Origin of the sequence: Streptococcus sp. 2_1_36FAA, assembly GCF_000161955.2 — a bacterium.
Taxonomy (GTDB): Bacteria; Bacillota; Bacilli; order Lactobacillales; family Streptococcaceae; genus Streptococcus; species Streptococcus gordonii.
The window spans coordinates 388,804-411,405 of the sequence record NZ_KI391976.1 but is presented as its reverse complement, the minus strand read 5'-3'; the positions used below and the strand labels follow the sequence as shown (position 1 = coordinate 411,405).

The following is a 22,602-nucleotide window of genomic DNA, read 5'->3' as shown; positions in this document are numbered from 1 at the left end:
AGATCATCATGCCTATTACAGTTGCTGATATCAAGCGCGAAGTTAAAGAAAAAAATGTTACCTTTATCCGTCTTATGTTTTCAGATATTTTGGGAACAATGAAAAATGTGGAAATCCCTGCAACAGATGAACAGTTAGACAAAGTATTATCTAACAAAGCTATGTTTGATGGTTCTTCTATTGAAGGTTTTGTTCGGATTAACGAATCGGATATGTATCTATATCCAGATTTGGACACTTGGACTGTTTTCCCTTGGGGAGATGAAAATGGTAGCGTTGCAGGACTAATTTGTGACGTCTATACGACAGAAGGTCTGCCTTTCCAGGGAGATCCGCGTAGCAACTTGAAACGCGCCCTCAAGCACATGGAGGAGCTGGGCTTTAAATCCTTTAATCTTGGACCAGAGCCAGAATTCTTCCTCTTTAAGTTGGATGAAAATGGAGATCCTACTTTAGAGGTGAATGATAAAGGAGGCTATTTTGATTTAGCTCCGACAGACTTAGCCGATAATACTCGCCGAGAAATTGTTAATGTTTTGACAAGTATGGGATTTGAAGTTGAGGCTAGTCACCATGAAGTAGCTGTTGGTCAGCACGAAATTGATTTTAAATATGATGAAGTTCTACGTGCATGTGATAAAATCCAGCTCTTTAAACTAGTTGTCAAGACTATAGCTCGTAAGCATGGCTTGTATGCTACTTTCATGGCTAAGCCTAAGTTTGGTATTGCTGGTTCAGGTATGCACTGTAATATGTCTCTCTTTAATCAGGATGGGACAAATGCCTTTTTTGATCCTGAGGATCCAAGAGGTATGCAATTGTCGGATACAGCCTACTATTTCTTGGGTGGCTTGATCAAACACGCCTACAACTATACAGCTATTATGAATCCAACCGTCAACTCTTATAAGCGTTTGGTTCCAGGCTACGAAGCACCAGTTTATATTGCTTGGGCAGGGCAAAATCGTTCTCCTTTGGTTCGTGTACCAGCATCTCGCGGTATGGGAACTCGCTTGGAATTGCGTTCTGTAGACCCTATGGCTAACCCTTATATTGCTATGGCTGTTCTTCTTGAAGTTGGTCTTCACGGAATTGAAAATAAGATTCAGGCACCAGCTCCTGTTGAAGAGAATATTTATGTTATGTCAGCAGAAGAACGAAAGGAAGCTGGCATTACAGACCTTCCTTCAACTCTGCACAATGCTATAAAGGCTCTAACTGAGGATGAAGTCGTCAAGGATGCCCTCGGCAATCACATCTATACTAGCTTTGTAGAGGCTAAGCGTATCGAGTGGGCTAGCTACGCAACCTTTGTTTCGCAATGGGAAATTGATAACTATTTAGATCTATACTAATGATAGAGCAGGTGGCTTGAAAGTCCCCTGCTTTTTCGTGGAGGAGAAGTAAGATGGAAAAATTTGATGATTTTATTAAGCGGGTTTTTGATGAGCAATATGAAGTCTACTTTGGTCCAGACATGCTTGAAAAACTAGAGCCCAGAGATTATTATCTGACGCGGGAGGAGGATGGTCTGTTGATTGCCTTGCTCCATGGCCAGCAGGTATTAGAAAATATTCATATCAAGGCTTTGGTGGTGGATAAAGCGTACCAGAAAAAAGGCTTGGGAGCATCTCTATTGTCAGAATTAGAAGAAAAGGCTGCAGAAGCAGGAGCAACTAGTATTACCTTATCCACCAAATCCTATCAGGCCAAGGATTTTTACCTCAAACAAGGTTATGAAATCTACGCTAGTCTAGCAGATGTCCCACAAAAGGGCATTAGCAAATATCATTTTATTAAGCGATTAAGCTGAGTTTTTCTTAAATAGATGGAAGTCAATTGCCAAACACCATTAAAGTTTACAAAAAACGCTGGCTTTTACAATACTGATATTGCCTATTTCAACTATCATTTCTTTTCTTAGGAATCATTACAAAATGTGATATAATAAGGGTGAATTGGAAATAGGTAAACTATTTTCATCATTCTTTCAAAAAATATTATATTAAGAAATATGTAAAGACAGATTAGAAAGTGGGAAATCCCTATGTCCTCTTATGAAAAAGTCTCTCTTTCTGAGATCAATCAATCTATTGAGACTCCAAATAACAATCATTTTTGGCAAAATCTAAAAGCATTCTTAGGACCTGGTGCACTTGTGGCAGTTGGCTACATGGATCCAGGAAACTGGATCACCAGCGTGGTTGGTGGTGCCTCCTACAAGTACAGTCTTTTATTTGTTATTTTGATTTCATCCATCATTGCTATGCAGTTACAACAGATGGCTGGAAAGCTCGGTATCGTGACTAGGATGGACCTAGCGCAGGCAACAGCTCATCATGCTCCCAAGTGGCTTCGCTATAGTTTGTGGGTGATTTTAGAATTGGCTTTAATGGCGACAGACTTGGCTGAGGTTCTAGGTTCAGCGATTGCCTTAAATCTTTTGTTTAAAATACCGATTATGATTGCTATCCTTCTAACCGTTTTAGATGTATTTTTATTACTTTTATTGATGAAATTTGGTTTCAAAAAAATTGAAGCTATTGTTACGACCCTTATTTTAACCATATTAGCCATCTTTACCTATCTTGTGGCCTTATCCAATCCAAGTATCCAAGGGATTATTGGTGGTTATTTACCAACTTCAACTTTATTTGAAACACCGTTACCAGGTCATGAAAGTCAATTGACCTTGGCTCTAGGGATTGTAGGTGCGACAGTCATGCCCCATAATCTCTATCTTCATTCCTCTCTATCCCAGACAAGGAAAATAAATCACAAAGATAAGAAGGATGTTCGAAAAGCAGTGCGCTTTATGACCTGGGATTCAAATCTTCAGTTGTCTCTAGCCTTTATTGTAAATTCCTTGCTTCTCATTTTAGGTGCCTCCCTCTTTTTTGGTCATGCATCTGAAATTTCAGCTTTCTCCCAAATGTACAATGCTTTACAGGATTCGACGATAGCAGGAGCGATAGCTAGCTCAATTCTGTCAACTTTGTTTGCTTTAGCCCTCTTAGCAAGTGGCCAGAATTCGACCATTACAGGTACCTTGACAGGACAGATTGTCATGGAAGGTTTCTTACATCTAAGATTGCCTCAGTGGCTTATCCGTATCGGTACACGTATTTTTGCCTTGCTACCTGTGATTATAGTCGCCGTTTTGTTTGGGCATCAAGAAAAAACCTTGGATCAGTTATTGGTCTATTCACAGGTCTTTCTTTCAATCGCTCTTCCGTTTTCAATTTTCCCCTTGATTTATCTAACCTCTAAGAAGTCACTGATGGGAGAATTTACTAATGCCAAGTGGAACACAATCCTAGGTTACGCAGTTTCCATTATCTTAACCATTCTCAATATCAAACTTCTTTTCGATATTTTTTAGAGTGGTTTTGAAGTCAAGTATCGGAAGCGGCGTGAAGTTTAATAAAGAGAAAGAGTAGTGGTTGGTTCATAAAAATAAGTACAAAAAAAGAACAGTTGAAATTGTTCTTTCAGATTGAAGGCAAAATCCTTAGAACTACAAATTTCTAAGGGCTTTTCTTTGTGTAAAGTCGTATAATAGAGGTAAGAAAAGTTGTGAGGTGTTCCCTATGTTTCACAAAGAAAATCTAGACTACAACCGCAATCAAGTTGGTTTTTACACGCTAGATGAACTCGTTCCGCAAGCCCATTTTCTTCGTCAGGTTGAGCAAGTGATCGATTTTTCCTTCATCTATGACTTAGTCGCAGATACTTATTCTGAAGATAAAGGTCGTCCTAGTTTAGACCCTGTTATGCTAGTTAAAATCCCTCTCATCCAATGTTTCTACGGTATACGTTCCATGCGCCAAACTATCAGGGACATTGAGGTCAATCCCTCCTATCGCTGGTTTTTGGGTTTGAGTTTAAACGATAAGGTTTCTCATTTTACCACTTATGGCAAAAATTACAATCGTCGTTTTCAAGATAAGGAAGTAATCGAGGAATTTTTTCATTATGTCCTATCCATTGTATGGGGGCAAGGTTTGATTGACCCGACTGAGATTTTTATTGATGGGACTCATATCAAGGCCACAGCCAATAACCATAAATATACTCATCAAGTTCTAGACAAGCAAGCTAGGTTTATGAGTGAGCAACTGGAAGTTGAGATTGGCTTAGATCGGAAAAAGTACTGAAAAAAGTCTCTCGGGCCCGCAAAAGAAAGCGAGGCTGAACCGAAGAAGAATTCTACTACAGACCCTGAAAGTGGTTGGTTTCACAAGGGGAGCATAAGGAAGTGTTCGCCTACAATGCCCAAGTAGGATGCGATAAGCATGGATGGGCACTAGCTTATAGTATCGATGCTGGCAATGTGCATGACAGTCAGGCTTTTCTTGCACTTTTTGAACAGTTGGAAAGGCTCCAATCTGACTACCTTATCGCCGACTCTGGCTACAAGACTCCAAGTATTGCAAAATTCCTCCTTGACCAAAATATTACACCTGTATTCCCTTATACTCGCCCTCGTGGAAAGAAAGGGAAGCTTCGCCCTAAGGACTTTATCTATGATGACTACTATGACTGTTATCTTTGCCCTGAAAATCAAGTGTTAGCTTACTCTACAACAAATCGCGATGGCTATCGTGAGTATAAAAGTGATCCTAAGATTTGCGCAATTTGTCCTCTGTTATCCAGTTGCACAGAAAGTAAAAAGAAACAGAAAGTCGTTACTCGCCATATTTGGAGGGAGTATTTAGAGATTTGTGAGGAGATTCGGCATCAAAAGGGAAGCAAGGAACTTTACCAGAAACGTAAAGAAACGGTGGAGCGGCTTTTTGGCACGGCCAAAGAATACCACAATCTACGTTATACGAGAGAAGTAGGTAAGTCCAAAATGAAGGCAAAAGTTGGACTTACTTTGGCATGCCTGAATATCAAAAAATTGGTAAAAATGATGGCGGGGAAGCCTTTTTATTTTTCGCTGAAAACTATTTTGATAAAGATTCCAGCCTATTTTGAGAATAGTAGCGCTGAAGATATAAAAAGACAAACACTCAAACGATGTTTGTCTTCAATCTGAGCTTTGCCCAAGTGGCAAAGCTATTTTTTAGTTGTCTTCGTCTGGTGTAAGCACCATCGGAATAATAATTGGTTCGCGCTCAGTATTTTCATAAAGGAAAGGACGAAGGGCGTTGACGATAGCACCGTTGACAGACTGGATATTGGCATCTTTATTTTTGAGGGCAATGCGGATAGCATTGAAAAGAAGACGCTGACTTTGGCGAATCAAATCACCAGACTCACGCATGTAGATAAAGCCACGGCTAAGAATATCTGGGCCAGCTAAAATCATTTGCGATTCAAAATCAACTGTTGCGACAGCAAGTACCACACCGTCTTCAGATAGGTCTTTACGGTCACGCAGGACTGCAGCACCGATTTCACCAATGCGGTTTCCATCGACATAGATATCTTGGGCGTTGAAACTACCAGCTATGCGGGCAGAATCAGCTGTCAGAGCCAGCACATCGCCATTGCTCATGATAAAGATATTATCCTTTGGAACTCCAGTATCAACGGCTAGACCTGCATGGACTTTCTGCATACGGTATTCACCATGGACTGGCATGAAATATTTTGGCTTGATCAAGCGGAGCATGAGTTTCTGCTCTTGTTGACCACCGTGTCCAGAGGTATGGATATTGTTAATCTTACCATGAATCACTTCTACACCAGCCTCGGAAATAATATTGATCAGCTTGTTAACGCTGGTCGTATTACCAGGGATAGGGCTAGATGAGAAGATGACTGTATCTCCAGGCTGTAGCTGAACTTGACGGTGGGTGCCGTTAGCAATACGTGACAAGGCTGCCATAGGCTCACCCTGACTTCCGGTACACATAATCAGGACTTCACTAGCAGGGTAGTCTTTGATAGCATTTGGCTCAATGAAGGTATCTTTAGGAACCTTGATATAGCCTAATTCAATCCCGTTAACAATCGCTTTTTCCATAGATCGACCGAAGACCGCAATCTTGCGTCCAGCCTTTACCGCAGCTTCTGCAGCTTGTTGAAGACGGAAGATGTTTGAGGCAAAGGAGGCAAAGATGATGCGTCCGTGAATACCCTCGATAATCTTCATGATTGATTGGCCGACCACTTTTTCAGAATTAGTAAAAGTAGGAACTTCAGCATTGGTCGAGTCAGATAGTAGGCAGAGAACGCCTTCCTCGCCTAGAGCTGCCATACGGTGCAGGTCAGCTGGTTCACCGACTGGAGTAAAGTCAAACTTAAAGTCACCGGTACAGACAATCTTACCCTGTGGTGTATGAATGACAATTCCCAAAGGCTCTGGAATAGAGTGGGTCGTACGGAAGAAGGTTGCTTTAAGGTTTTTAAATTTCAGTTCAGTGTTTTGGTTAATCTCGTAGAGTTTGGCATCACGTAAAAGTCCGTGCTCTTCCAATTTGCCACGAATAAGGGCTAGTGCCAACGGTCCAGCATAAATAGGCACATTAGCCTGTTTAAGCAAAAATGGGATACCACCGATGTGGTCTTCGTGACCGTGAGTAATGAGGACCCCTTTGACACGGTCGATATTCTCTACAATATAGGAGTAATCAGGGATAACATAGTCAATCCCTAGAAGATCGTCTTCTGGAAATTTGATACCTGCATCAACGATAATAATCTCGTCTTGATATTCGATTCCGTAGGTGTTTTTACCAATTTCTCCTAGACCACCAATAGCAAAAACGCCAACTTCTTTTGGTTTTAAAGTATAGGACATGGTTTAAAACTCCGTTACTTGAAAAGTGCCTGACTCTTTTTCGTATTCTAAGTGTTTGTCAGACAAGAGTTCGATAAATTCAATGTTGTAATCAGTATTTTCTTCAACCAATTTACGGGCTTTAATACGTCCCTCGAGTTCGTTATCTGCTTCAACTTCCAAGTAAAGAGAGCGAGTGCTTTCACGACGTGGGCTACGGTCTTTTGTTTCTTGATAAAAAACTTTGTAAATCATTCTATTTCCTTTCATTTCACGATTAATCTACAACAAACATGCAGCCAAGTTATCAGCTGTTTTTTTGTATTTAGTTTTCTGGGTAATAGATTAATCTTGGTTCGTTACAATTATAACAATTATATCATAAAATACGGTATTAGTAAAACTTAGAAATCCAAAAAGAAGAGGAAGCCGTTTTCATTTTTCCCTTCTACCTAAAGGGGAAAGAAGTTGGAAAATCCCTCTCTTCGTAGTATAATATAAGGCAGACAATCGAGTAAGGAAAAGATAAGAATGAAATTATTAGCTTTTGATACTTCTAATCAAGCACTGTCCCTAGCTATTTTAGAAGATGAGCACCTATTGGCTCAGACAACGCTCAATATCAAGAAAAATCATAGCATTATCCTTATGCTGGCTATTGATTTTCTCATGAATAGTCTGGACATGAAACCGAAGGATTTGGATCGTATTGTAGTGGCTCAGGGACCGGGTAGCTACACGGGTCTGAGAATTGCGGTGGCGACAGCCAAGACTTTGGCGCATACCCTCAAGATTGAGCTGGTTGGTGTATCTAGTTTGCTAGCTTTAGTCCCAGAGCAGGTGGAAGGCTTGGTCATTCCTGTCATGGATGCCCGCCGCAATAATGTCTACGCTGGCTTTTACCAGTCTGGTCAGGCTGTACGGTCGGAAGCTCATCTACCTTTGGCAGAGGTTTTGGAAATAGCTGGCGCTGCTAACCAATCAGTCACCTTTGTCGGAGAAACGACAGCTTTTGTGGAGCAGATCAAAGATGCTCTTCCTCAGGCTGCCATTCAGTCAACTTTGCCAGATGCATCAACTATTGGTCGTATCGGTTTAGACCTGCCAGCACAGTCCATTCATGATTTTGTTCCTAACTACCTCAAGCGAGTAGAAGCTGAGGAAAATTGGCTCAAGACCCATCAGGAATCCAGCGATTCTTACATTCAGCGCTTATGATTAAGATGAGAAAATGGAGCGACAGCTCAGATGATGACGTGGCTGCTCTTGCAGAAAAGCTGGAACAGCTCTTACTTGCTGTCTATGAAGTCAGCCCTTGGACAGCGGATCAAGTAGCGGAGGTTCTGCGTTCGGATGTGAACAGTTGTGCGCTAGCAGAAGATGAGGGGCTACTGGTCGGCTTTTTAGTCTGGCAGGAGACAGACTTTGAAGCAGAAGTCCTGCAGATTGCTGTATTGCCTAGCTATCAGGGGCAGAAAATCGCGACAGCCTTGTTTGACTTTTTGCCAGCTGACAAAGAAATTTTCCTTGAAGTGAGGGAGTCCAACAAGCCAGCTCTGCTATTTTACAAAAAAGAAAAATTTGAAGCAATCGCGCGGCGGAAGGCCTACTACCATGCGCCGGTGGAAGATGCGATTGTCATGAAAAGAGAGATCCATGAAAGATAGATATATTTTAGCTTTTGAGACGTCTTGTGATGAGACCAGTGTGGCGGTTCTGAAGAATGAGACTGAGCTTTTGAGTAATGTCATTGCCAGCCAGATTGAGAGTCACAAGCGTTTTGGCGGAGTGGTACCGGAAGTGGCCAGCCGTCACCATGTGGAGGTCATTACGGTTTGCATTGAGGAGGCCTTGGCAGAAGCAGGGATTAGCGAGGAGCAAGTTACAGCGGTGGCCGTTACCTACGGTCCTGGTCTGGTCGGGGCGCTTCTGGTCGGCTTGGCAGCGGCCAAGTCCTTTGCCTGGGCTCATGATATCCCACTGATTCCAGTCAATCATATGGCCGGCCACCTGATGGCAGCCCAGAGCGTGGAGCCCTTGGAGTTTCCCTTGCTGGCTCTCTTGGTCAGCGGCGGTCATACTGAGCTGGTCTATGTCAGTCAGGCTGGTGACTATAAGATTGTGGGGGAAACTCGCGATGATGCGGTCGGTGAAGCCTATGATAAGGTCGGTCGAGTCATGGGCCTGACCTATCCAGCAGGCCGGGAGATTGATCAGCTGGCTCATCAAGGACAGGACATTTATGATTTTCCGCGGGCCATGATCAAGGAAGATAATCTGGAATTTTCTTTTTCTGGTCTCAAGTCAGCCTTTATCAACCTGCACCACAATGCCCAGCAAAAGGGAGAAGCTTTGTCTAATCAAGATTTGTCAGCAAGCTTTCAGGCGGCGGTCATGGATATTCTCATGGCTAAGACTAAGAAAGCATTGGAAAAATATCCAGTCAAGACTCTGGTCGTGGCGGGCGGTGTTGCGGCCAATCAAGGTCTGAGAGAGCGCTTGGCAGCTGAGATTCAGGATGTTGAGGTGATTATTCCGCCTCTGCGCCTTTGCGGTGACAATGCTGGTATGATTGCTTATGCTAGTGTCAGCGAGTGGAATAAGAAGAATTTTGCCAGTTTGGACCTGAATGCTAAGCCGAGTCTGGCTTTTGAAACGATGGAGTAAAGGAGAAGAATGCGCGGACAGACATTTAAACAGGGGGCACAGGCGGCAGTGCCAACGGCTCTGGGCTATATTGGAATTGGTCTAGCTTGCGGCATCATGGCGGCACCTCATATGAATCCCTTGGAGATGGGGGTGATGAGTATTCTGGTTTATGCCGGCAGCGCCCAGTTTGCCATGATTGGTTTATTCGCCCAGCAGGCGCCAGTCTTGGCCATCGCACTGACCGTTTTTCTTATTAATATCCGGAATCTTCTGCTCGGTTTACATGCATCAACTCTTTTTCGTAAGTCTAGCTTGACTCAGAATATTGTCATCGGCTCTTTTTTGACGGATGAATCTTATGGAGTCTTGATGGGGGAGCGGGCACATACAGAGGAAATCGCTGCGAGTTGGATGATGGGCAATAATTTTATGGGCTATACTGCTTGGATTTTGGGTACAATTTTAGGAACTGCCCTCGGCGCCCTTCTGCCCAATCCTGAGAGCTTTGGCCTAGACTTTGCCCTAGTCGCCATGTTTATTGGTATCTTCTCTTCTCAGTTTACAATCATGTTGCGACGGGTCAAGATAAAGAAGCTCTTTTTGGTTTTGAGCGTGGTGGGCCTTGCCTACTTGCTCCTGACCATGCTGCTTCAAAATTCGCTGGCGGTGCTTTTTGCAACCTTGCTAGGCTGTACGGTGGGGGTGATTTTGGATGATAAGTAAGTATATTTTGCTGGCCATTCTTTTGTCAGCCCTGGTCACTTGGATTCCGCGTGTTCTGCCCTTTATCCTAGTCAAGTACAAGGGGCTTCCGCCTATGGCAGAGCGTTTCCTCAAATATCTGCCAGTTTCCATTATCTTTGCCCTTATCCTGTCCAGTGTCACCAATGCTAAAACAGGTCAGCTGCCAAGTTTTAAATGGCTGGATTTGCTAGCGATTTTTCCAACAACTTACATAGCATTTAAGTATAAAAACTTAATTTTGACAGTGGTTTGTGGCGTAATTTTAGTGGCCTTGTTACGTTTAGTGATTCAAGTGATCTAGTAATTTATAAATCTTTCTATCTCAGGTAGAGAGATTTTTTTATTATTAGAAATGTCAGAATATTTCATAATCGTGGTATAATAGTCTTGTTAGACTAAGGAGGTGGACCATGGCAGAAGCAGGTCATAAATTTTTAGCAAAATTAGGAAAGAAACGTCTTCGTCCTGGAGGTAAGCTTGCAACCGACTGGTTGATAGAGCAAGGGAAATTTTCCAGTGATAAAAAGGTTCTAGAGGTAGCCTGCAATATGGGAACTACAACGATTGAATTAGCAAAAAAATATGGTTGCCAAATTACTGCAGTTGATTTAGATAAGGCTGCGCTGGCTCAGGCGCGACTTAATGGAGACAAGGCTGGCGTTGGTGAACTCGTCACATTTAAACAAGCCAACGCTATGAAGCTACCTTATGATGACAATTCGTTTGATATCGTTATCAATGAAGCCATGCTGACCATGCAGACAGAGAAGGGGAAAGCTAAATGTATGGAAGAGTACTACCGGGTGCTGAAGCCCGGCGGTGTGCTTCTGACTCATGATGTCATGCTTAAGCAAAGAGATGAGAATGTCCGGGAAGAGCTGTCACGTGCGATTAACGTCAATGTTGGCCCATTGACAGAAGGCTCTTGGATTCAGCTGGCACGTTCTCATGCTTTTGACCGTGTAGACACCTTTGTCGGCGAAATGACCTTGATGAGCCTTCGAGGGATGATATATGACGAAGGACTAGGCGGCACTCTGAAAATTTGCTTCAATGCCCTCAAGAAAGAAAACTACGGCCAATTTATGAAGATGTTTAAGATGTTCCAAAAGAATCAAGAAAAACTGGGCTTTATTGCTATGGTTTCTCACAAATAGGAAATCAATCCTCTTGTTTTATTGATTTAGGGAAGATTTGACAAAATACTTTAGTGATGATTTTGTTTTCTCCTTTTTAAGTAGGTTCAATCACTTTATCTTCCCTTGCTTTTACATAGCCTATGGAATAGGACACTTGAACTCATTCGCTGTTGATAAAGTGTTTATAGATTTTACCTAGTTTGGCCATTTTTACAAAAGGTTTTATATAAGTAAAGATTTTAAGCCAATTCCAAAAATAACTTGATTTTTTTGAATAAAAAGAACTATAATAATTTCAGAGTGTAGAAAAGTAGAAAAGAGGTAACCATGATGGTGAAATCATTGTCAAAACTCCTTTATGCATCTTTATTTCTAGCTTTGTCATTTATTTTAGTAGCCTGCAGTTCGCCAAAAGATAGCGTAACAAAGAGTTCATCCAGCGATAAGGTCAGTAAATCGAGTAAGTCTAGTCAGAGTAAATCGAGTGAGTCTAGTAAGAGCAGTTTCAAGGAGTCATCGACTTCATCCAGCCAAACTTCAGTTTCTTCTAGTGAGGATGCTTCAAAATCAAGCCAAACTAGTTCATCCGGTTCTAGCACTAAGGAAGCTCCAACAGCTGACTCCCTTGTTCCATCAGAATTAGTTGGTGTCTGGAAAGGAAGAAGTCCTCAAGCTGAGGAGATTACAATGACTGTTGGCGCAGATGGATCTGTTTGGGCTCAGGCTAACTTTAGCAGTTATGGTCAAAAGAGCGATGTAAAGGCTGTTGCAAGAGCAATTAAAATCAGTCAAAACCTCTATCGATGGGAGTTAGTTTCAGGAGAATATAGTGCCTTGACTCCTGGTATAACAGGTCTTGGTGGTATAGGGAAAGCTGAGCCAGGCTTTACTTTAGAAAATGGTAAATTCACACCTGTCATGTTTACTGGTCCTGCTGATCAACCTCTTGATTATTCAAATTATTATGCTTTTGAATTTTCTTTAACTAAAAACTAAGCTATGAAACTCCCTTGTAATCTAAGTGGGGAGTTTTTTTAACAACACTTGACCCTACCCTAAGGTTAGGGATTATACTATAGTAGCAAGGAGGTCTTTCATGTATCATGTTAAAGAAGCTGCACAGCTTTCAGGTGTTTCAGTCAAAACTCTACATCACTACGACAAAATCGGACTTTTGGTGCCTGCTAAATCAGAAAATGGCTATCGGACATACAGTCAAGCCGATTTAGAGAGGTTGCAAGTTATTCTTTACTACAAGTATCTGGGCTTTTCTTTGGAGAAAATAGCAGAGCTCTTGAGTCAGGATGATCAGGCCCTATTGCCACATCTGGTAAGGCAGTTGGATTGTCTTGAGCAAGAAAGAGACCGCTTGGATACTTTGATTTCGACCTTGCAAAAAACAATTCAAGCTCAAAAAGGAGAAAGAAAAATGACAATGAAAGAAAAATTCGCAGGCTTTACCTACGAAGACAATCACAAATATCATCAAGAAGCTGTCGAAGAATACGGTCAAGAAGTTATGGCAGAAGCATTGACTCGTCAAAATGGACGGGAAGAAGAATCCACCGAAGCCTTCAATCAAGTTTTTCAAAGTCTGGCAGAGAATATGCGACAAGGCTTGCCAGTTGAAGCGGCAGAAAATCAAGAGCAGGCAGGGCGTCTTTTACAAGCCATTCGTACTTATGGCTTTGACTGCTCGCTACAAGTCTTTGGTCATATCGGTAAAGGCTATGTCTATAACCCAGAGTTTAAGGAAAACATCGACAAATTTGGAGTTGGCACAGCTCAGTATACGTCAGATGTGATTGCTGTTTATGTTCGGGCAGGTGCAGAATAAAAACTGGCGAGGATTTTCCTCGACCAGTTTTTTTATGATTCTACTATTTTACCTATCACTCATAATGCAAGCTTCCTGCCACCCAGCCGGTGCAGAGGGCAGAGGTAATGTTGAAGCCGCCCGTGTGGGCATTGATGTCTAAGACCTCTCCAGCGAAGTGGAGGCCGGGAACGAGTTTGCTTTCTAGGGTTTTAGGATTGATTTCTTTGAGACTGACACCGCCCTTGGTTACAAAGGACTTGGCCAGGGACATTTTGCCAGTGACAGGGATGGGCAGTTCTTTGATTTGCTTGATGAGGGATTCTTTTTCACTGAGATTGAGTTGTTTGACTTTCTCAGGAAAGGGCTGGGCAAAAAAGTCTGCCATTCGCTCGGGTAGGAGGACTTTCAGGCAGTTCTTCAGAGATTTTTCCCGATTTTCTTCTAAAAAGTCTGTCAAATCCTGCTGACTCATCTGTGGCAGGACATCGAGATAGATGGTTTCGCCACCCTTGACAAAGCTAGACAAGCGCAGGGCTGCTGGACCTGATAGGCCAAAGTGGGTAAAGAGCAAGTCGTGAGTAATGACATGCTTACCATAGCTTAGGGTCACATCGTCCAGCGAAATCCCCTGAAGCGCTTTGTGGGGGAAGTCAGTCAGAAGGGGACTTTCAGCAGCCTCTAGGTCAGTTACTGTGTGCTTGAAGTGTCGGGCAATATCGTGGCCGAAGCCTGTCGAGCCTGTTGAAGGGTAGGATTTGCCGCCAGTCGTCACAATCAATTTCTGGCAGGTCCAAGTCTGGTCGCTGGATCTGACAGTGAAAAGATCATCAGTTTTTTTGACAGAGACGATTTCGGTGTTGGTGATGACAGTGCCACCCAGCTCTGCAATTTTCTTTTCCAAAGCTTCGATAATGGTTCGGGACTTGTCTGTTGCTGGGAAAACACGGCCGTGGTCTTCAACCTTGAGTTTGACACCATTCTCAGTGAAAAAGTTGATGATATCATGGTTGTCAAACTGGGAAAAGACGCTGTAAAGAAAGCGTCCGTTGCCTGGAATACCAGCCAGGAGGTCATCCAAATCTCCATTATTGGTCACATTGCAGCGTCCGCCACCTGTACCAGCTAGTTTCTTACCCAGGCGTTTATTTTTCTCGAGGAGCAAGGTCTTCTGTCCATAGAAAGAGCTGGAAATGGCAGCCATCATGCCGGCCGGTCCTCCGCCGATGATGATTGTGTCAAAATGGTTCATTCTTATCGTCCTTTCTGATATAAATTTGGCGAAGGTTTAATTGTGAATGTTTCTTAGGAAATATTGTCCATTAATGAGCAGTTAAATGATCGTTTTAAGCTTGGCGTATTCATTCATTTTCAAAGTAATCTAATCTGTCTCATTGTATCATAAAAGTGCGAAAAATGGATAGGAGTTAAGCTTAGAAAACATTGGGAAATTTGACAGGGAAGCCTTGATATGATAAGATTTAGGTATCTATATCTAGAAAAAGTATTTGAGGAAATTATGGCAATTGAAAAGACAGTCAGCGAGTTAGCTGAGATTCTCGGAGTTAGTCGCCAAGCGATTAACAATCGTGTCAAAGCTCTCCCAGAAGAAGATACAACAAAAAATGAAAAAGGAGTAACGGTTGTTACTCGCAGTGGATTAATTAAACTGGAAGAGATATACAAGAAGACCATTTTTGAGGATGAACCAGTCAGCGAAGACGTCAAACAGCGCGAACTGATGGAAATTTTGGTAGACGAGAAAAATGCAGAGATTCTCCGTCTATACGATCAACTCAAGTCAAAAGATGAGCAATTAAAACGCAAAGACGAACAACTTCGGATTAAGGACGTTCAGATTGCGGAGAAGGACAAGCAGCTAGATCAGCAGCAACAGCTGACAGCCAAGGCTATGAGTGAGCGCGAAACGTTACTGTTAGAGTTGGACGAAGCAAAAGAGCAGGTCCAACAGCAGGAAAACAAAGGATTCTGGGCGCGTTTATTTGGGAAGTAAGAAAAATCTCAGTTGAAAAACTGAGATTTATTGTTTTAAAAAAGAAGGAATGAAGATGAAACCGCAAAAGTTAGGCTTCAAACGGCTCTACCGAAATTTAGATAAGATTTTGCTACTCTTTTTCATGGTTTTTATGGCCATGGAATTTGCCTGGATTCCTTTTACGTCTTGGGCGGCTGAATCATTGCTCAAGCAGACAGGCTACGAATTCTTATCTTATAACAACGCCGTAAGTATTTTCACAGCAAATTGGCTTGTGACTGCCCAGTTTCTAGGCCTATTTTTGGTCAATTTATTAGTCGCTTATTTCCAAACAGGCATTATCTTCATGGGCGTACGCAACTTGTTAGATAAGGAAGAACGTTCCCATTGGGGCTTTATTAAAGCGACTTTGAGAGACAGTTGGATCATGCTACTGAGAGCTAGACCAGGAAAGGTTCTCTTTATTGTGTGTTATATGGGGATTCTTTTTCCATTTTTCCGACAGATTTTAAAAATATACTACCTCAATAAGATTTTAATTCCAGAGTTTATACAGGAATATCTGAGCAATCAATACTACTTGGGCTGGGCGATAGGGATTCTAGCAATAATTCTGTTTTTGATGGCGGTGCGCTTTATGTTTGCCATCCCCAAAATCTTTCTAGAAAGAACCTCTGTTAGAGAAGCCATCCGATTTAGCCTGGATAAGACCAGAAAACGGCTCGTTTTCTATTCATGGCACTTATCTTGGATTGTTTTCAAAAGTTTGTTTATCTACGCCTTCTTTGTCATTGGTATTGTCTTTCTTCAAAAATATGCGGATACCCAGTCTAATGCAATTAGTCTTGGTGTCGGAGTCTTCAATTTTGTAGTCATGAAGCTGGCTTATTATTTCATGCTGAGCTACTTTTTAATCAAGTTTCTATCTTTCTTGACTGATAAGTCGCTGGCAGACTATCCTAGAAAAAAGGGGAATCCTTGGTTACGGGCTTTGATACTTCTAGCGTCGTGCTTAATTTTTGGATTAGAAGGCTATGTTTATCTGCAATTTCCTTTGGAAACCATTCCTCTGACCATCTCTCACCGGGGAGTTTCAAATGGAAATGGGGTACAAAATACAATTGAGTCTTTAGAAAAAACAGCCTTACTCAAGCCAGACTATATCGAAATGGATGTCCAGGAGACCAAAGACGGCCAGTTCGTCATGATGCATGATGCCACCTTAAAAGACCTAGCAGGGGTAGATAAACATCCTCAGGAATTGACGCTAGCAGAGTTAACAGCTCTAGATATTTCGGAAAATGGCCATCGAACTAAGATTTCAAGTTTTGATGCTTATTTGAAAAGAGCCAATCAATTGGGACAGCGCCTTTTGATTGAAATTAAAACTAGTAAATTTGATTCTTCAGATATGATGGAGCGTTTCTTGAAGAAATATGCAGCTAATATCAAAATATATGGGCATCAAATGCAGTCATTAGATTATCAAGTGATTGATAAGGTGCTGGATTATGATAAGGATATACCAGCCTTCTTCATTTTACCTTATAATACCATTTTCCCTCGAACCAAGGCATCTGGCTATACCATGGAATATTCGACCCTAGATGAAAACTTTGTCAATAAGCTATGGAGTTCAGATAAACTACTCTATACTTGGACCATTAATACAGAAGATGCCGTGTCCAAGTCCTTTAGACTAGGGGTGGATGGGATTATCACAGACGATGTTGAATACATTCAAAGCTCAATCAAAGAGCTGAGAGATAATCCTAAATATTCGACCTTATTAGAAAATAAAGCAGCTGACCTTTTAAACTTTCCAGGAAGCTAAGAGAAAACCCTCACTCTCTAATCAGAGTGAGGGTTTTGTGATTAAAACGGCAGTTTACCTGCAAAGGCACCCATTTTCTTTTTGGTTGCTTCGTCGATTTGCTCCAGTGCATGGTTAAGCGCTTGGACAGTCATATCAGACAAGGTTTCAAGATCTTCTGGATCAACAACAGCAGCTTGGAAGTCGATTTTTACAACTTTCTTATCACCAGTCAAAGTTGCTGTCACCAAGTCTTGAGCAGATTTGCCTACAAACTCAGTAGCTGCCAATTCTGCTTGGCTCTGTTCCATTTGCTTTTGAAGCTTTTGCGCTTGTTTCATCATTGATTGCATGTTCATCATAAGATTTTTATAATTCCTTTCCTGTTTGAGGATTAACATTTGGTAATCTACACTCTTCAAATTATATCATTTTTAAAAAAAGTGGCAAGAATCTGCTTCAAAATTTAGAGAATCGTTTCAAGGCAGTGTTGACGAAAAAGTTGAGATTATGATAGAATATTTAAAAATTTAGATATAGGAGAAATCTCTTAATGAAAAAACACAAATGGAGCCTTTTGTTGCTTAGTCTTTTGATCCCTCTCTTTATTTTAGCTGGATGCAACAGCAAACAAAACCTTAAAGGAAAGTGGAATGTTCAGGATTCTAACCATGAGTATACTACTGTAACCTTTACTGACAAGAAGGTCAGTGTGAATGGACAAGAAGCAGAGTATAAGCAGGTAGAGGTTGGATTTAAAAATAATGTTCAATATATCGTGATTGAAATGGAAGGAAAGAAATATTCAATTATTTTCCCTGATGCAGACAAAAACATTGCTGTTCTCTTACAGCCAACTTCAGAGGATAACTACCTCGAAGGAACCATGATTTTGGCAATGAATCGTAAGGAAAAACCAAACTACGATAAGTACGCAAAAAATTATATCCGAGAAAAATAAAAGCACATTTTGTGCTTTTATTTTCTTTTTATCTGTCAAGATTTCTTGTGAGGAAGACTCAAGCTAGAATGCTCCATATCAACACTTAGTTGATAGTCTGTCTTATCGCGGACAGTGTGCTCAAAATCAGTAGTGTAGAGGACGAGACGCAGTTGGTCGCCCTTTTTCAGTTTGTAGATTGTTGGTTGCAGTTCAAAGGATAGTTCCATCCATTGATTAGGGACTACTTCTTCAACAGTTAAGAGGTCAGTCCTATTTTGCAGGTTGAGGAAGCCCTTTGTGATGACGCGGTGTGGAGTGTCCGTAAAAGGAAGTTCCATCAGATTGTCCAGCATATAGTAGCGACCGTTATCCATCACTCGTGGTTCCAAGGGGCTTGGGATTGGGGTCAGGCGTTTGGCAGGGCCATAGTCCAAAAGCTGGGCGGAGATGAGCCCTTTGTTGGTGCTAGATTTGAGGCGGAGATTGAGCTTTGTAGGCCCGTTGATAAAGAGATCTTGTTCCAGAGTCCAATCAAGGGTGATCTGCTGGGTTTTGCCTTCAAATAGCTCATTTTTGAAAACTTGATAACTCTTGGCAAAGCGATTGTAGTCTTCGTCTGAATAACGATTTTGGATTTCTTGAGAGCCTTTACCAAGATCGAAATGAGAGTAGTCTTCTTGATTTCCAAAATCATCTAGGCTCATCCAGTTTTGCGCCTGGCTGTTGTCCTGCCAGATGACTGGTGGCAAGTCAAAGTCGGATGAATGCCCTAGTAATTTTTTTGATAAAAGAGCGTTCATGCTTTCACGAAAGTCAATGGACTGCCAGTTGTTGATATAAACATGAGCACCGTTGTGGAAGAAGAGGTGCTTTTTGATGTGAGCTGGCAGAGCATGGAACATATTATAGACGTGGAGAGGTTTGACATTCCAGTCTTGAGAGCCATGAGTGAAGACAACTTCAGCCTTGACTTTATCTGCATGAATCAAGTAGTTGCGGTCGTGCCAAAATTGATTGTAGTCACCAGTTTCTCGTTCCAAATCTTTTCTTTGCTGGTCAAGGTAGGCTTGGTAAGCTTGATTGTGACGTAGGTATTCGCCAGCTAGGAGATTGCGTGAATAGGTCAGTTCAGTTAGCGATTCAAAGTCTTCCCCAGGATAGCCACCAGGGCTAGTGACAAGTCCGTTTTCACGGTAGTAGTTGTACCAGGAAGAAATACCAGCCTCGGCAATGATGACTTCTAACCCGTCTACCCCCGTTGTTGCTAAACCATTTGACATGGTTCCTAGGTAAGAAATTCCAGTTGTGGCAACTTTTCCATTAGACCAGGTTGCCTTGATTTCTCTTTGGCGTGTATGATCTGTGAAGGCGCGGCAGCGACCGTTGAGCCAGTCGATGGCATTTTTGTAGGCTTCAATTTGCTGATAATCTCCACTTGTCATCATCCCTTCTGAATCCTTAGTTCCCACACCAGATACATAGAGATTGGCAAATCCGCGAGGAAGGAGGTAATCATTGAGGGTGTAACTACCGATATGGCCCAGTTTTTCTTCAGCTTTTTCAACCAAACTTGCCTGTCCTTGGGGTTCTACTGTTTGAATGCTAGATTCTTGAACAGTAATTGTTCTAGGGTTCTTGCAGGCTAAGTCTACATTCATGTTGTGCAGAGCCTTATCGCTAGCTTTATCGTTGGTACCTTGATGATAGGGACTGGCAGTCATGACTGCTGGAATTTTCCCTTCATAAGAAGGGCGGATGATACTAACCTTGACTAAATCCGGCTTGCCATCTCCATCTGTGTCCACACGAGATTCAACATAAACGACCTCGCGAATGGCCTCATGGCTACTGAAGGTTGCTAGACTTTTGCCGTTGAAGAAGTGGTAGTCATTGCTCTCTGGAATGAATCCCTCACTGACAAGCTGGTCAATTAGAATATTCCCTAGCTTGGTTTTAGTATTGAGAAGATGATAAAGATTTTCGAGGATATTTCCATAAGTGATTGGGAAATGTATTTCCTTGCAGAAGGCTGTTACATCGTCAAAGTCCACGAAGGGAACAAAACCTAAGACCTGAAGGGCTACGGTATAGAAGACCTCTTCAGTCAGTTGCTGGTCTGATTGAAAGAAGGTTAACAGATCTGTTTGTCGGTCGGCTACCCAGCTAGAGAGGACATAGTTGACGTCCTGATAGCGAAAGAGAATTTTTTGCAGAAAGTGTTGAAGGTTTTCCTTGGGAGAATTAGTTGCTTGGATAGTGAATCCTAAACGAGCCAATTCATCCAGCATAACTTCTTCACTTGCTTTTGTGTAACTATACTGGTTGTAACGCATGAATCTACTCCTTTTTTGTATTTATATAAAATTGACCTTTACATTCTCCATTATAACTGATACAATAAAGTTTGTCTAAAAATTTTATAAGGAGATTGAACACATGGATGTTACATGGATGGCGAAATACGTCACAGAATTTCTGGGTACGGCCATTTTGATTATTTTAGGAAACGGTGCTGTAGCTAACGTTGAATTGAAAGGTACTAAAGGTCATCAAAGCGGTTGGTTGGTAATCGCAGTTGGTTACGGAATGGGTGTTATGATTCCTGCTTTGATGTTTGGAAATGTTTCAGGAAACCATATTAATCCTGCCTTTACTTTGGGATTGGCTGTCAGCGGCTACTTTGAATGGGGACATGTTGCTCCTTACATTGTTGCTCAGATTTTGGGAGCTATCTTCGGTCAAGCTCTTGTGGTTGCGACTCACCGTCCTTACTACTTGCAAACAACAAATCCAAATGCAATTTTGGGAAGTTTCTCAACGATTTCAAGCATCGACCATGGAACACCTGAATCTCGCAAAGCAGCAACTATCAATGGTTTTGTAAATGAGTTTGTTGGTTCCTTCGTTCTTTTCTTTGCTGCAATTGCAATGACAAAGAATTACTTTGGAGCTGAGATTGTTAAATATGCAGCTACTCAGGGTATAGATGCTTCTTCTATCCAAGGTAAAGCACAAGTTGGTCACTACATTTTTAGTGGTTTGGCTGTATCACACTTGGCACTTGGTTTCCTTGTGATGGCATTGGTTACTTCACTTGGTGGACCTACTGGTCCTGGATTGAACCCAGCTCGTGACTTGGGACCTCGTATTCTTCATGAAATCTTGCCTAAGTCTGTTCTTGGAGAGCACAAGGGTGATTCAAAATGGTGGTATTCTTGGGTACCAGTCGTGGCACCAATCCTTGCAGGTATCACTGCTGTTATGTTGTACAAATTTATCTATGGATAATTAAAAGGGCGCAAGCCCTTTTTTTAGAAGACTCAGCTGACTTGAAGGCAGAGGGAAAGAAGTAATTTTGGTATATATTTTTGCCTTCTTATCTTTTCATAGTAAGGAAGAATAAAGGTATAGTCTGGAGGGAAGAGAATGAAGATTGTCCCATTTAAAATGGATCGATTAAGTGGACGGCGGACCTTGCTTTTCGGTCTCTTAGCCATTCTACTGGGAATGATTGTTATCATAAATGGAGCAGGGTTTACAAAGCTGGCTCTGGACTTGCTCAGCCTCTATTTTTTTCTAGTAGGCTTATTTAATAGTATCCTCTACTTTTTTGCTGGTAAGAAAGATATTCCGCTGACATCTGAGATTTTACGAATCATCTTTGGCTTGCTTTTAGCAGGCTTGAATGAACTTGGTAACTTTTCGGTTAATGTTGTCATTATTATTTTAGGACTTTATCAGTTGGCGACAGCCGTGGTTTATGCCATTACTTATTACCTCTACCGTTGTGATCGGGCTAAGGGAGGCTTTCGTTATTTATTTGATGCGGTTCTTCAGGGACTAGTAGCTCTAACAAGCATTTTTTCGCCAGCTACAGACGGTCGTCTACAATTTTTATTTTTAGGTATTTATTTGATTTTGCTTGGAATTTCCAATATGAGAGATGGACTCTTCTTTGACCTTGATAAGGAAAAAAAGGATTTACGCAGGCATTTTCGGGTCAATCTACCCGTCATCATAGCGGCCTTTATTCCTTTTGAACAATTGGAACGCTTCAACCATTTTTTTCGTGGGACGAAGGACCAGGAATTATCAAGTGTTTATCGGATTCTAAAAGGAGAACAGCAAGCTGATTTAGAAGTTCTTGTTCATACTTCTAAGGAAAACCTGTTTGGATCGATTGGTCATGTTGATATTTGCTATAAGGGGAAGGTGATTTCCTATGGTAGTTATGATCCTTTTTCTCAGAAACTATTTGGTACCATTGGTGACGGGGTACTATTTAAAGTGGATAAGGATGCTTATATCGATTTGTGTAAAAAAGAGAGTAAAAAGACCTTATTTGGCTATTCTCTGGCTTTAACTGATCAGGAGCGAGAGGCCGTTGAAAAGCGTCTGAGGGAAATCGATGACTTGCTAGATCCATGGGAGCCAAGTGAACAGGAACTTAATGGTAGTCCTACTTATGCTTATAAATTAAGGCATGAGCTAGGGGCGGAGCTTTATAAATTTAAGAGTAGCCGTTTTAAAAGCTATTTTATTCTTTCGACCAATTGTTGTTTGCTGGCGGACTCGATTGTTGGTCAAGCTGGGACTGCTATTTTGAATGTAAGAGGAATTATAGCGCCTGGAACTTACCAAAATTACCTGCAGTATGAATTTGAATCTGCCAATGGTTTGGTTGTCGCCCACAATGTTTATTGTTGATTTACAAGTAGCAGGGAATGGCCTGCTGCTTTTTGTTTCAGCTTGTGTTTGTTTTTTTAAAATTT

The 22,602-nt window shown here is 41.7% G+C and carries 21 protein-coding genes and 1 pseudogene; 17 read left to right on the top strand and 5 right to left on the bottom strand.

Annotated features, from left to right (window positions below; all coding sequences use genetic code 11):
* The first annotated feature begins 8 nt into the window (after window positions 1–8).
* The 4 genes and pseudogenes from glnA (at window position 9) to HMPREF0847_RS11160 (ending at window position 5,091) form a co-directional block, all read left to right on the top strand.
* Window positions 9–1,355, top strand: coding sequence for a type I glutamate--ammonia ligase (glnA, locus tag HMPREF0847_RS09790; protein ID WP_008808235.1), 1,347 nt, complete (start codon window positions 9–11; stop codon window positions 1,353–1,355).
* A 53-nt stretch (window positions 1,356–1,408) separates the two neighbouring features.
* Window positions 1,409–1,813, top strand: a complete 405-nt coding sequence (locus HMPREF0847_RS09785) for a GNAT family N-acetyltransferase (protein ID WP_008808236.1) — start codon at window positions 1,409–1,411, stop codon at window positions 1,811–1,813.
* 234 nt (window positions 1,814–2,047) lie between these two features.
* Window positions 2,048–3,382, top strand: a complete 1,335-nt coding sequence (locus tag HMPREF0847_RS09780) for an Nramp family divalent metal transporter (RefSeq protein WP_002896638.1) — start codon at window positions 2,048–2,050, stop codon at window positions 3,380–3,382.
* A gap of 208 nt (window positions 3,383–3,590) precedes the next feature.
* Window positions 3,591–5,091, top strand: a pseudogene (locus tag HMPREF0847_RS11160) (IS1182 family transposase).
* Here the strand turns inward: HMPREF0847_RS11160 and rnjA are convergent.
* Complete coding sequence (gene rnjA, locus HMPREF0847_RS09765; RefSeq protein ID WP_008808237.1) at window positions 5,069–6,751, bottom strand: ribonuclease J1; 1,683 nt, start codon at window positions 6,749–6,751, stop codon at window positions 5,069–5,071. The pseudogene HMPREF0847_RS11160 and the gene rnjA overlap by 23 nt on opposite strands.
* A gap of 3 nt (window positions 6,752–6,754) precedes the next feature.
* Window positions 6,755–6,985: a DNA-dependent RNA polymerase subunit epsilon gene (locus HMPREF0847_RS09760; protein WP_008808238.1), complete on the bottom strand. Its 231-nt coding sequence runs from the start codon at window positions 6,983–6,985 to the stop codon at window positions 6,755–6,757.
* A gap of 276 nt (window positions 6,986–7,261) precedes the next feature.
* On the opposite strand from HMPREF0847_RS09760, the gene tsaB reads away from it, so the two are divergent.
* The 8 genes from tsaB (at window position 7,262) to HMPREF0847_RS09720 (ending at window position 13,099) form a co-directional block, all read left to right on the top strand.
* On the top strand, window positions 7,262–7,948 hold the full coding sequence (tsaB, locus tag HMPREF0847_RS09755; protein WP_008808239.1) for a tRNA (adenosine(37)-N6)-threonylcarbamoyltransferase complex dimerization subunit type 1 TsaB: 687 nt from the start codon (window positions 7,262–7,264) through the stop codon (window positions 7,946–7,948).
* Complete coding sequence (gene rimI, locus HMPREF0847_RS09750; RefSeq protein WP_008808240.1) at window positions 7,945–8,397, top strand: ribosomal protein S18-alanine N-acetyltransferase; 453 nt, start codon at window positions 7,945–7,947, stop codon at window positions 8,395–8,397. Before tsaB ends, rimI begins: the two co-directional genes overlap by 4 nt.
* A complete protein-coding gene (tsaD, locus tag HMPREF0847_RS09745; protein WP_008808241.1) occupies window positions 8,387–9,397 on the top strand; it encodes a tRNA (adenosine(37)-N6)-threonylcarbamoyltransferase complex transferase subunit TsaD in 1,011 nt (336 codons plus the stop codon). Before rimI ends, tsaD begins: the two co-directional genes overlap by 11 nt.
* A 9-nt stretch (window positions 9,398–9,406) precedes the next feature.
* Window positions 9,407–10,102: an AzlC family ABC transporter permease gene (locus tag HMPREF0847_RS09740; RefSeq protein ID WP_008808242.1), complete on the top strand. Its 696-nt coding sequence runs from the start codon at window positions 9,407–9,409 to the stop codon at window positions 10,100–10,102.
* Window positions 10,092–10,424, top strand: a complete 333-nt coding sequence (locus HMPREF0847_RS09735) for an AzlD domain-containing protein (RefSeq protein ID WP_008808243.1) — start codon at window positions 10,092–10,094, stop codon at window positions 10,422–10,424. Before HMPREF0847_RS09740 ends, HMPREF0847_RS09735 begins: the two co-directional genes overlap by 11 nt.
* Before the next feature lie 109 nt (window positions 10,425–10,533).
* Window positions 10,534–11,280 (top strand): class I SAM-dependent methyltransferase, encoded by a 747-nt coding sequence (locus HMPREF0847_RS09730; RefSeq protein ID WP_008808244.1) that lies wholly within the window; start codon window positions 10,534–10,536, stop codon window positions 11,278–11,280.
* A gap of 309 nt (window positions 11,281–11,589) precedes the next feature.
* Window positions 11,590–12,258: a hypothetical protein gene (locus HMPREF0847_RS09725; RefSeq protein WP_051312045.1), complete on the top strand. Its 669-nt coding sequence runs from the start codon at window positions 11,590–11,592 to the stop codon at window positions 12,256–12,258.
* Window positions 12,259–12,358: 100 nt separating this feature from the next.
* Window positions 12,359–13,099, top strand: coding sequence for a MerR family transcriptional regulator (locus HMPREF0847_RS09720; RefSeq protein ID WP_008808246.1), 741 nt, complete (start codon window positions 12,359–12,361; stop codon window positions 13,097–13,099).
* Between the two features lie 55 nt (window positions 13,100–13,154).
* On the opposite strand, the gene HMPREF0847_RS09715 is transcribed toward HMPREF0847_RS09720, so the two are convergent.
* A complete protein-coding gene (locus HMPREF0847_RS09715) occupies window positions 13,155–14,330 on the bottom strand; it encodes an NAD(P)/FAD-dependent oxidoreductase (RefSeq protein ID WP_008808247.1) in 1,176 nt (391 codons plus the stop codon).
* A 267-nt stretch (window positions 14,331–14,597) separates the two neighbouring features.
* On the opposite strand from HMPREF0847_RS09715, the gene HMPREF0847_RS09710 reads away from it, so the two are divergent.
* Both HMPREF0847_RS09710 and HMPREF0847_RS09705 read left to right on the top strand, forming a co-directional pair.
* Window positions 14,598–15,092, top strand: a complete 495-nt coding sequence (locus HMPREF0847_RS09710; protein ID WP_008808248.1) for a DUF536 domain-containing protein — start codon at window positions 14,598–14,600, stop codon at window positions 15,090–15,092.
* Window positions 15,093–15,147: 55 nt separating this feature from the next.
* Complete coding sequence (locus HMPREF0847_RS09705) at window positions 15,148–16,908, top strand: glycerophosphoryl diester phosphodiesterase membrane domain-containing protein (RefSeq protein ID WP_008808249.1); 1,761 nt, start codon at window positions 15,148–15,150, stop codon at window positions 16,906–16,908.
* A gap of 41 nt (window positions 16,909–16,949) precedes the next feature.
* On the opposite strand, the gene HMPREF0847_RS09700 is transcribed toward HMPREF0847_RS09705, so the two are convergent.
* The gene (locus HMPREF0847_RS09700; protein WP_008808250.1) at window positions 16,950–17,249 is read right to left on the bottom strand and encodes a YbaB/EbfC family nucleoid-associated protein; all 300 of its coding nucleotides are present in this window, start codon (window positions 17,247–17,249) and stop codon (window positions 16,950–16,952) included.
* A 191-nt stretch (window positions 17,250–17,440) separates the two neighbouring features.
* Between HMPREF0847_RS09700 and HMPREF0847_RS09695 the strand changes: the two genes are divergently transcribed.
* Entirely contained in the window at window positions 17,441–17,848 is a 408-nt protein-coding gene (locus tag HMPREF0847_RS09695; protein ID WP_008808251.1) for a glycosyl transferase, read from the top strand.
* 35 nt (window positions 17,849–17,883) lie between these two features.
* Here HMPREF0847_RS09695 and HMPREF0847_RS09690 read toward each other — a convergent pair whose 3' ends face one another.
* On the bottom strand, window positions 17,884–20,163 hold the full coding sequence (locus HMPREF0847_RS09690) for a Xaa-Pro dipeptidyl-peptidase (RefSeq protein WP_008808252.1): 2,280 nt from the start codon (window positions 20,161–20,163) through the stop codon (window positions 17,884–17,886).
* 103 nt (window positions 20,164–20,266) lie between these two features.
* On the opposite strand from HMPREF0847_RS09690, the gene gla reads away from it, so the two are divergent.
* Both gla and HMPREF0847_RS09680 read left to right on the top strand, forming a co-directional pair.
* Window positions 20,267–21,118 carry an aquaglyceroporin Gla gene (gla, locus tag HMPREF0847_RS09685; protein ID WP_008808253.1) on the top strand — a complete coding sequence of 284 codons (852 nt, stop codon included), beginning with the start codon at window positions 20,267–20,269 and terminating at the stop codon, window positions 21,116–21,118.
* Between the two features lie 138 nt (window positions 21,119–21,256).
* Window positions 21,257–22,537: a membrane protein gene (locus HMPREF0847_RS09680; RefSeq protein ID WP_008808254.1), complete on the top strand. Its 1,281-nt coding sequence runs from the start codon at window positions 21,257–21,259 to the stop codon at window positions 22,535–22,537.
* The last annotated feature ends 65 nt before the right edge of the window (window positions 22,538–22,602 follow it).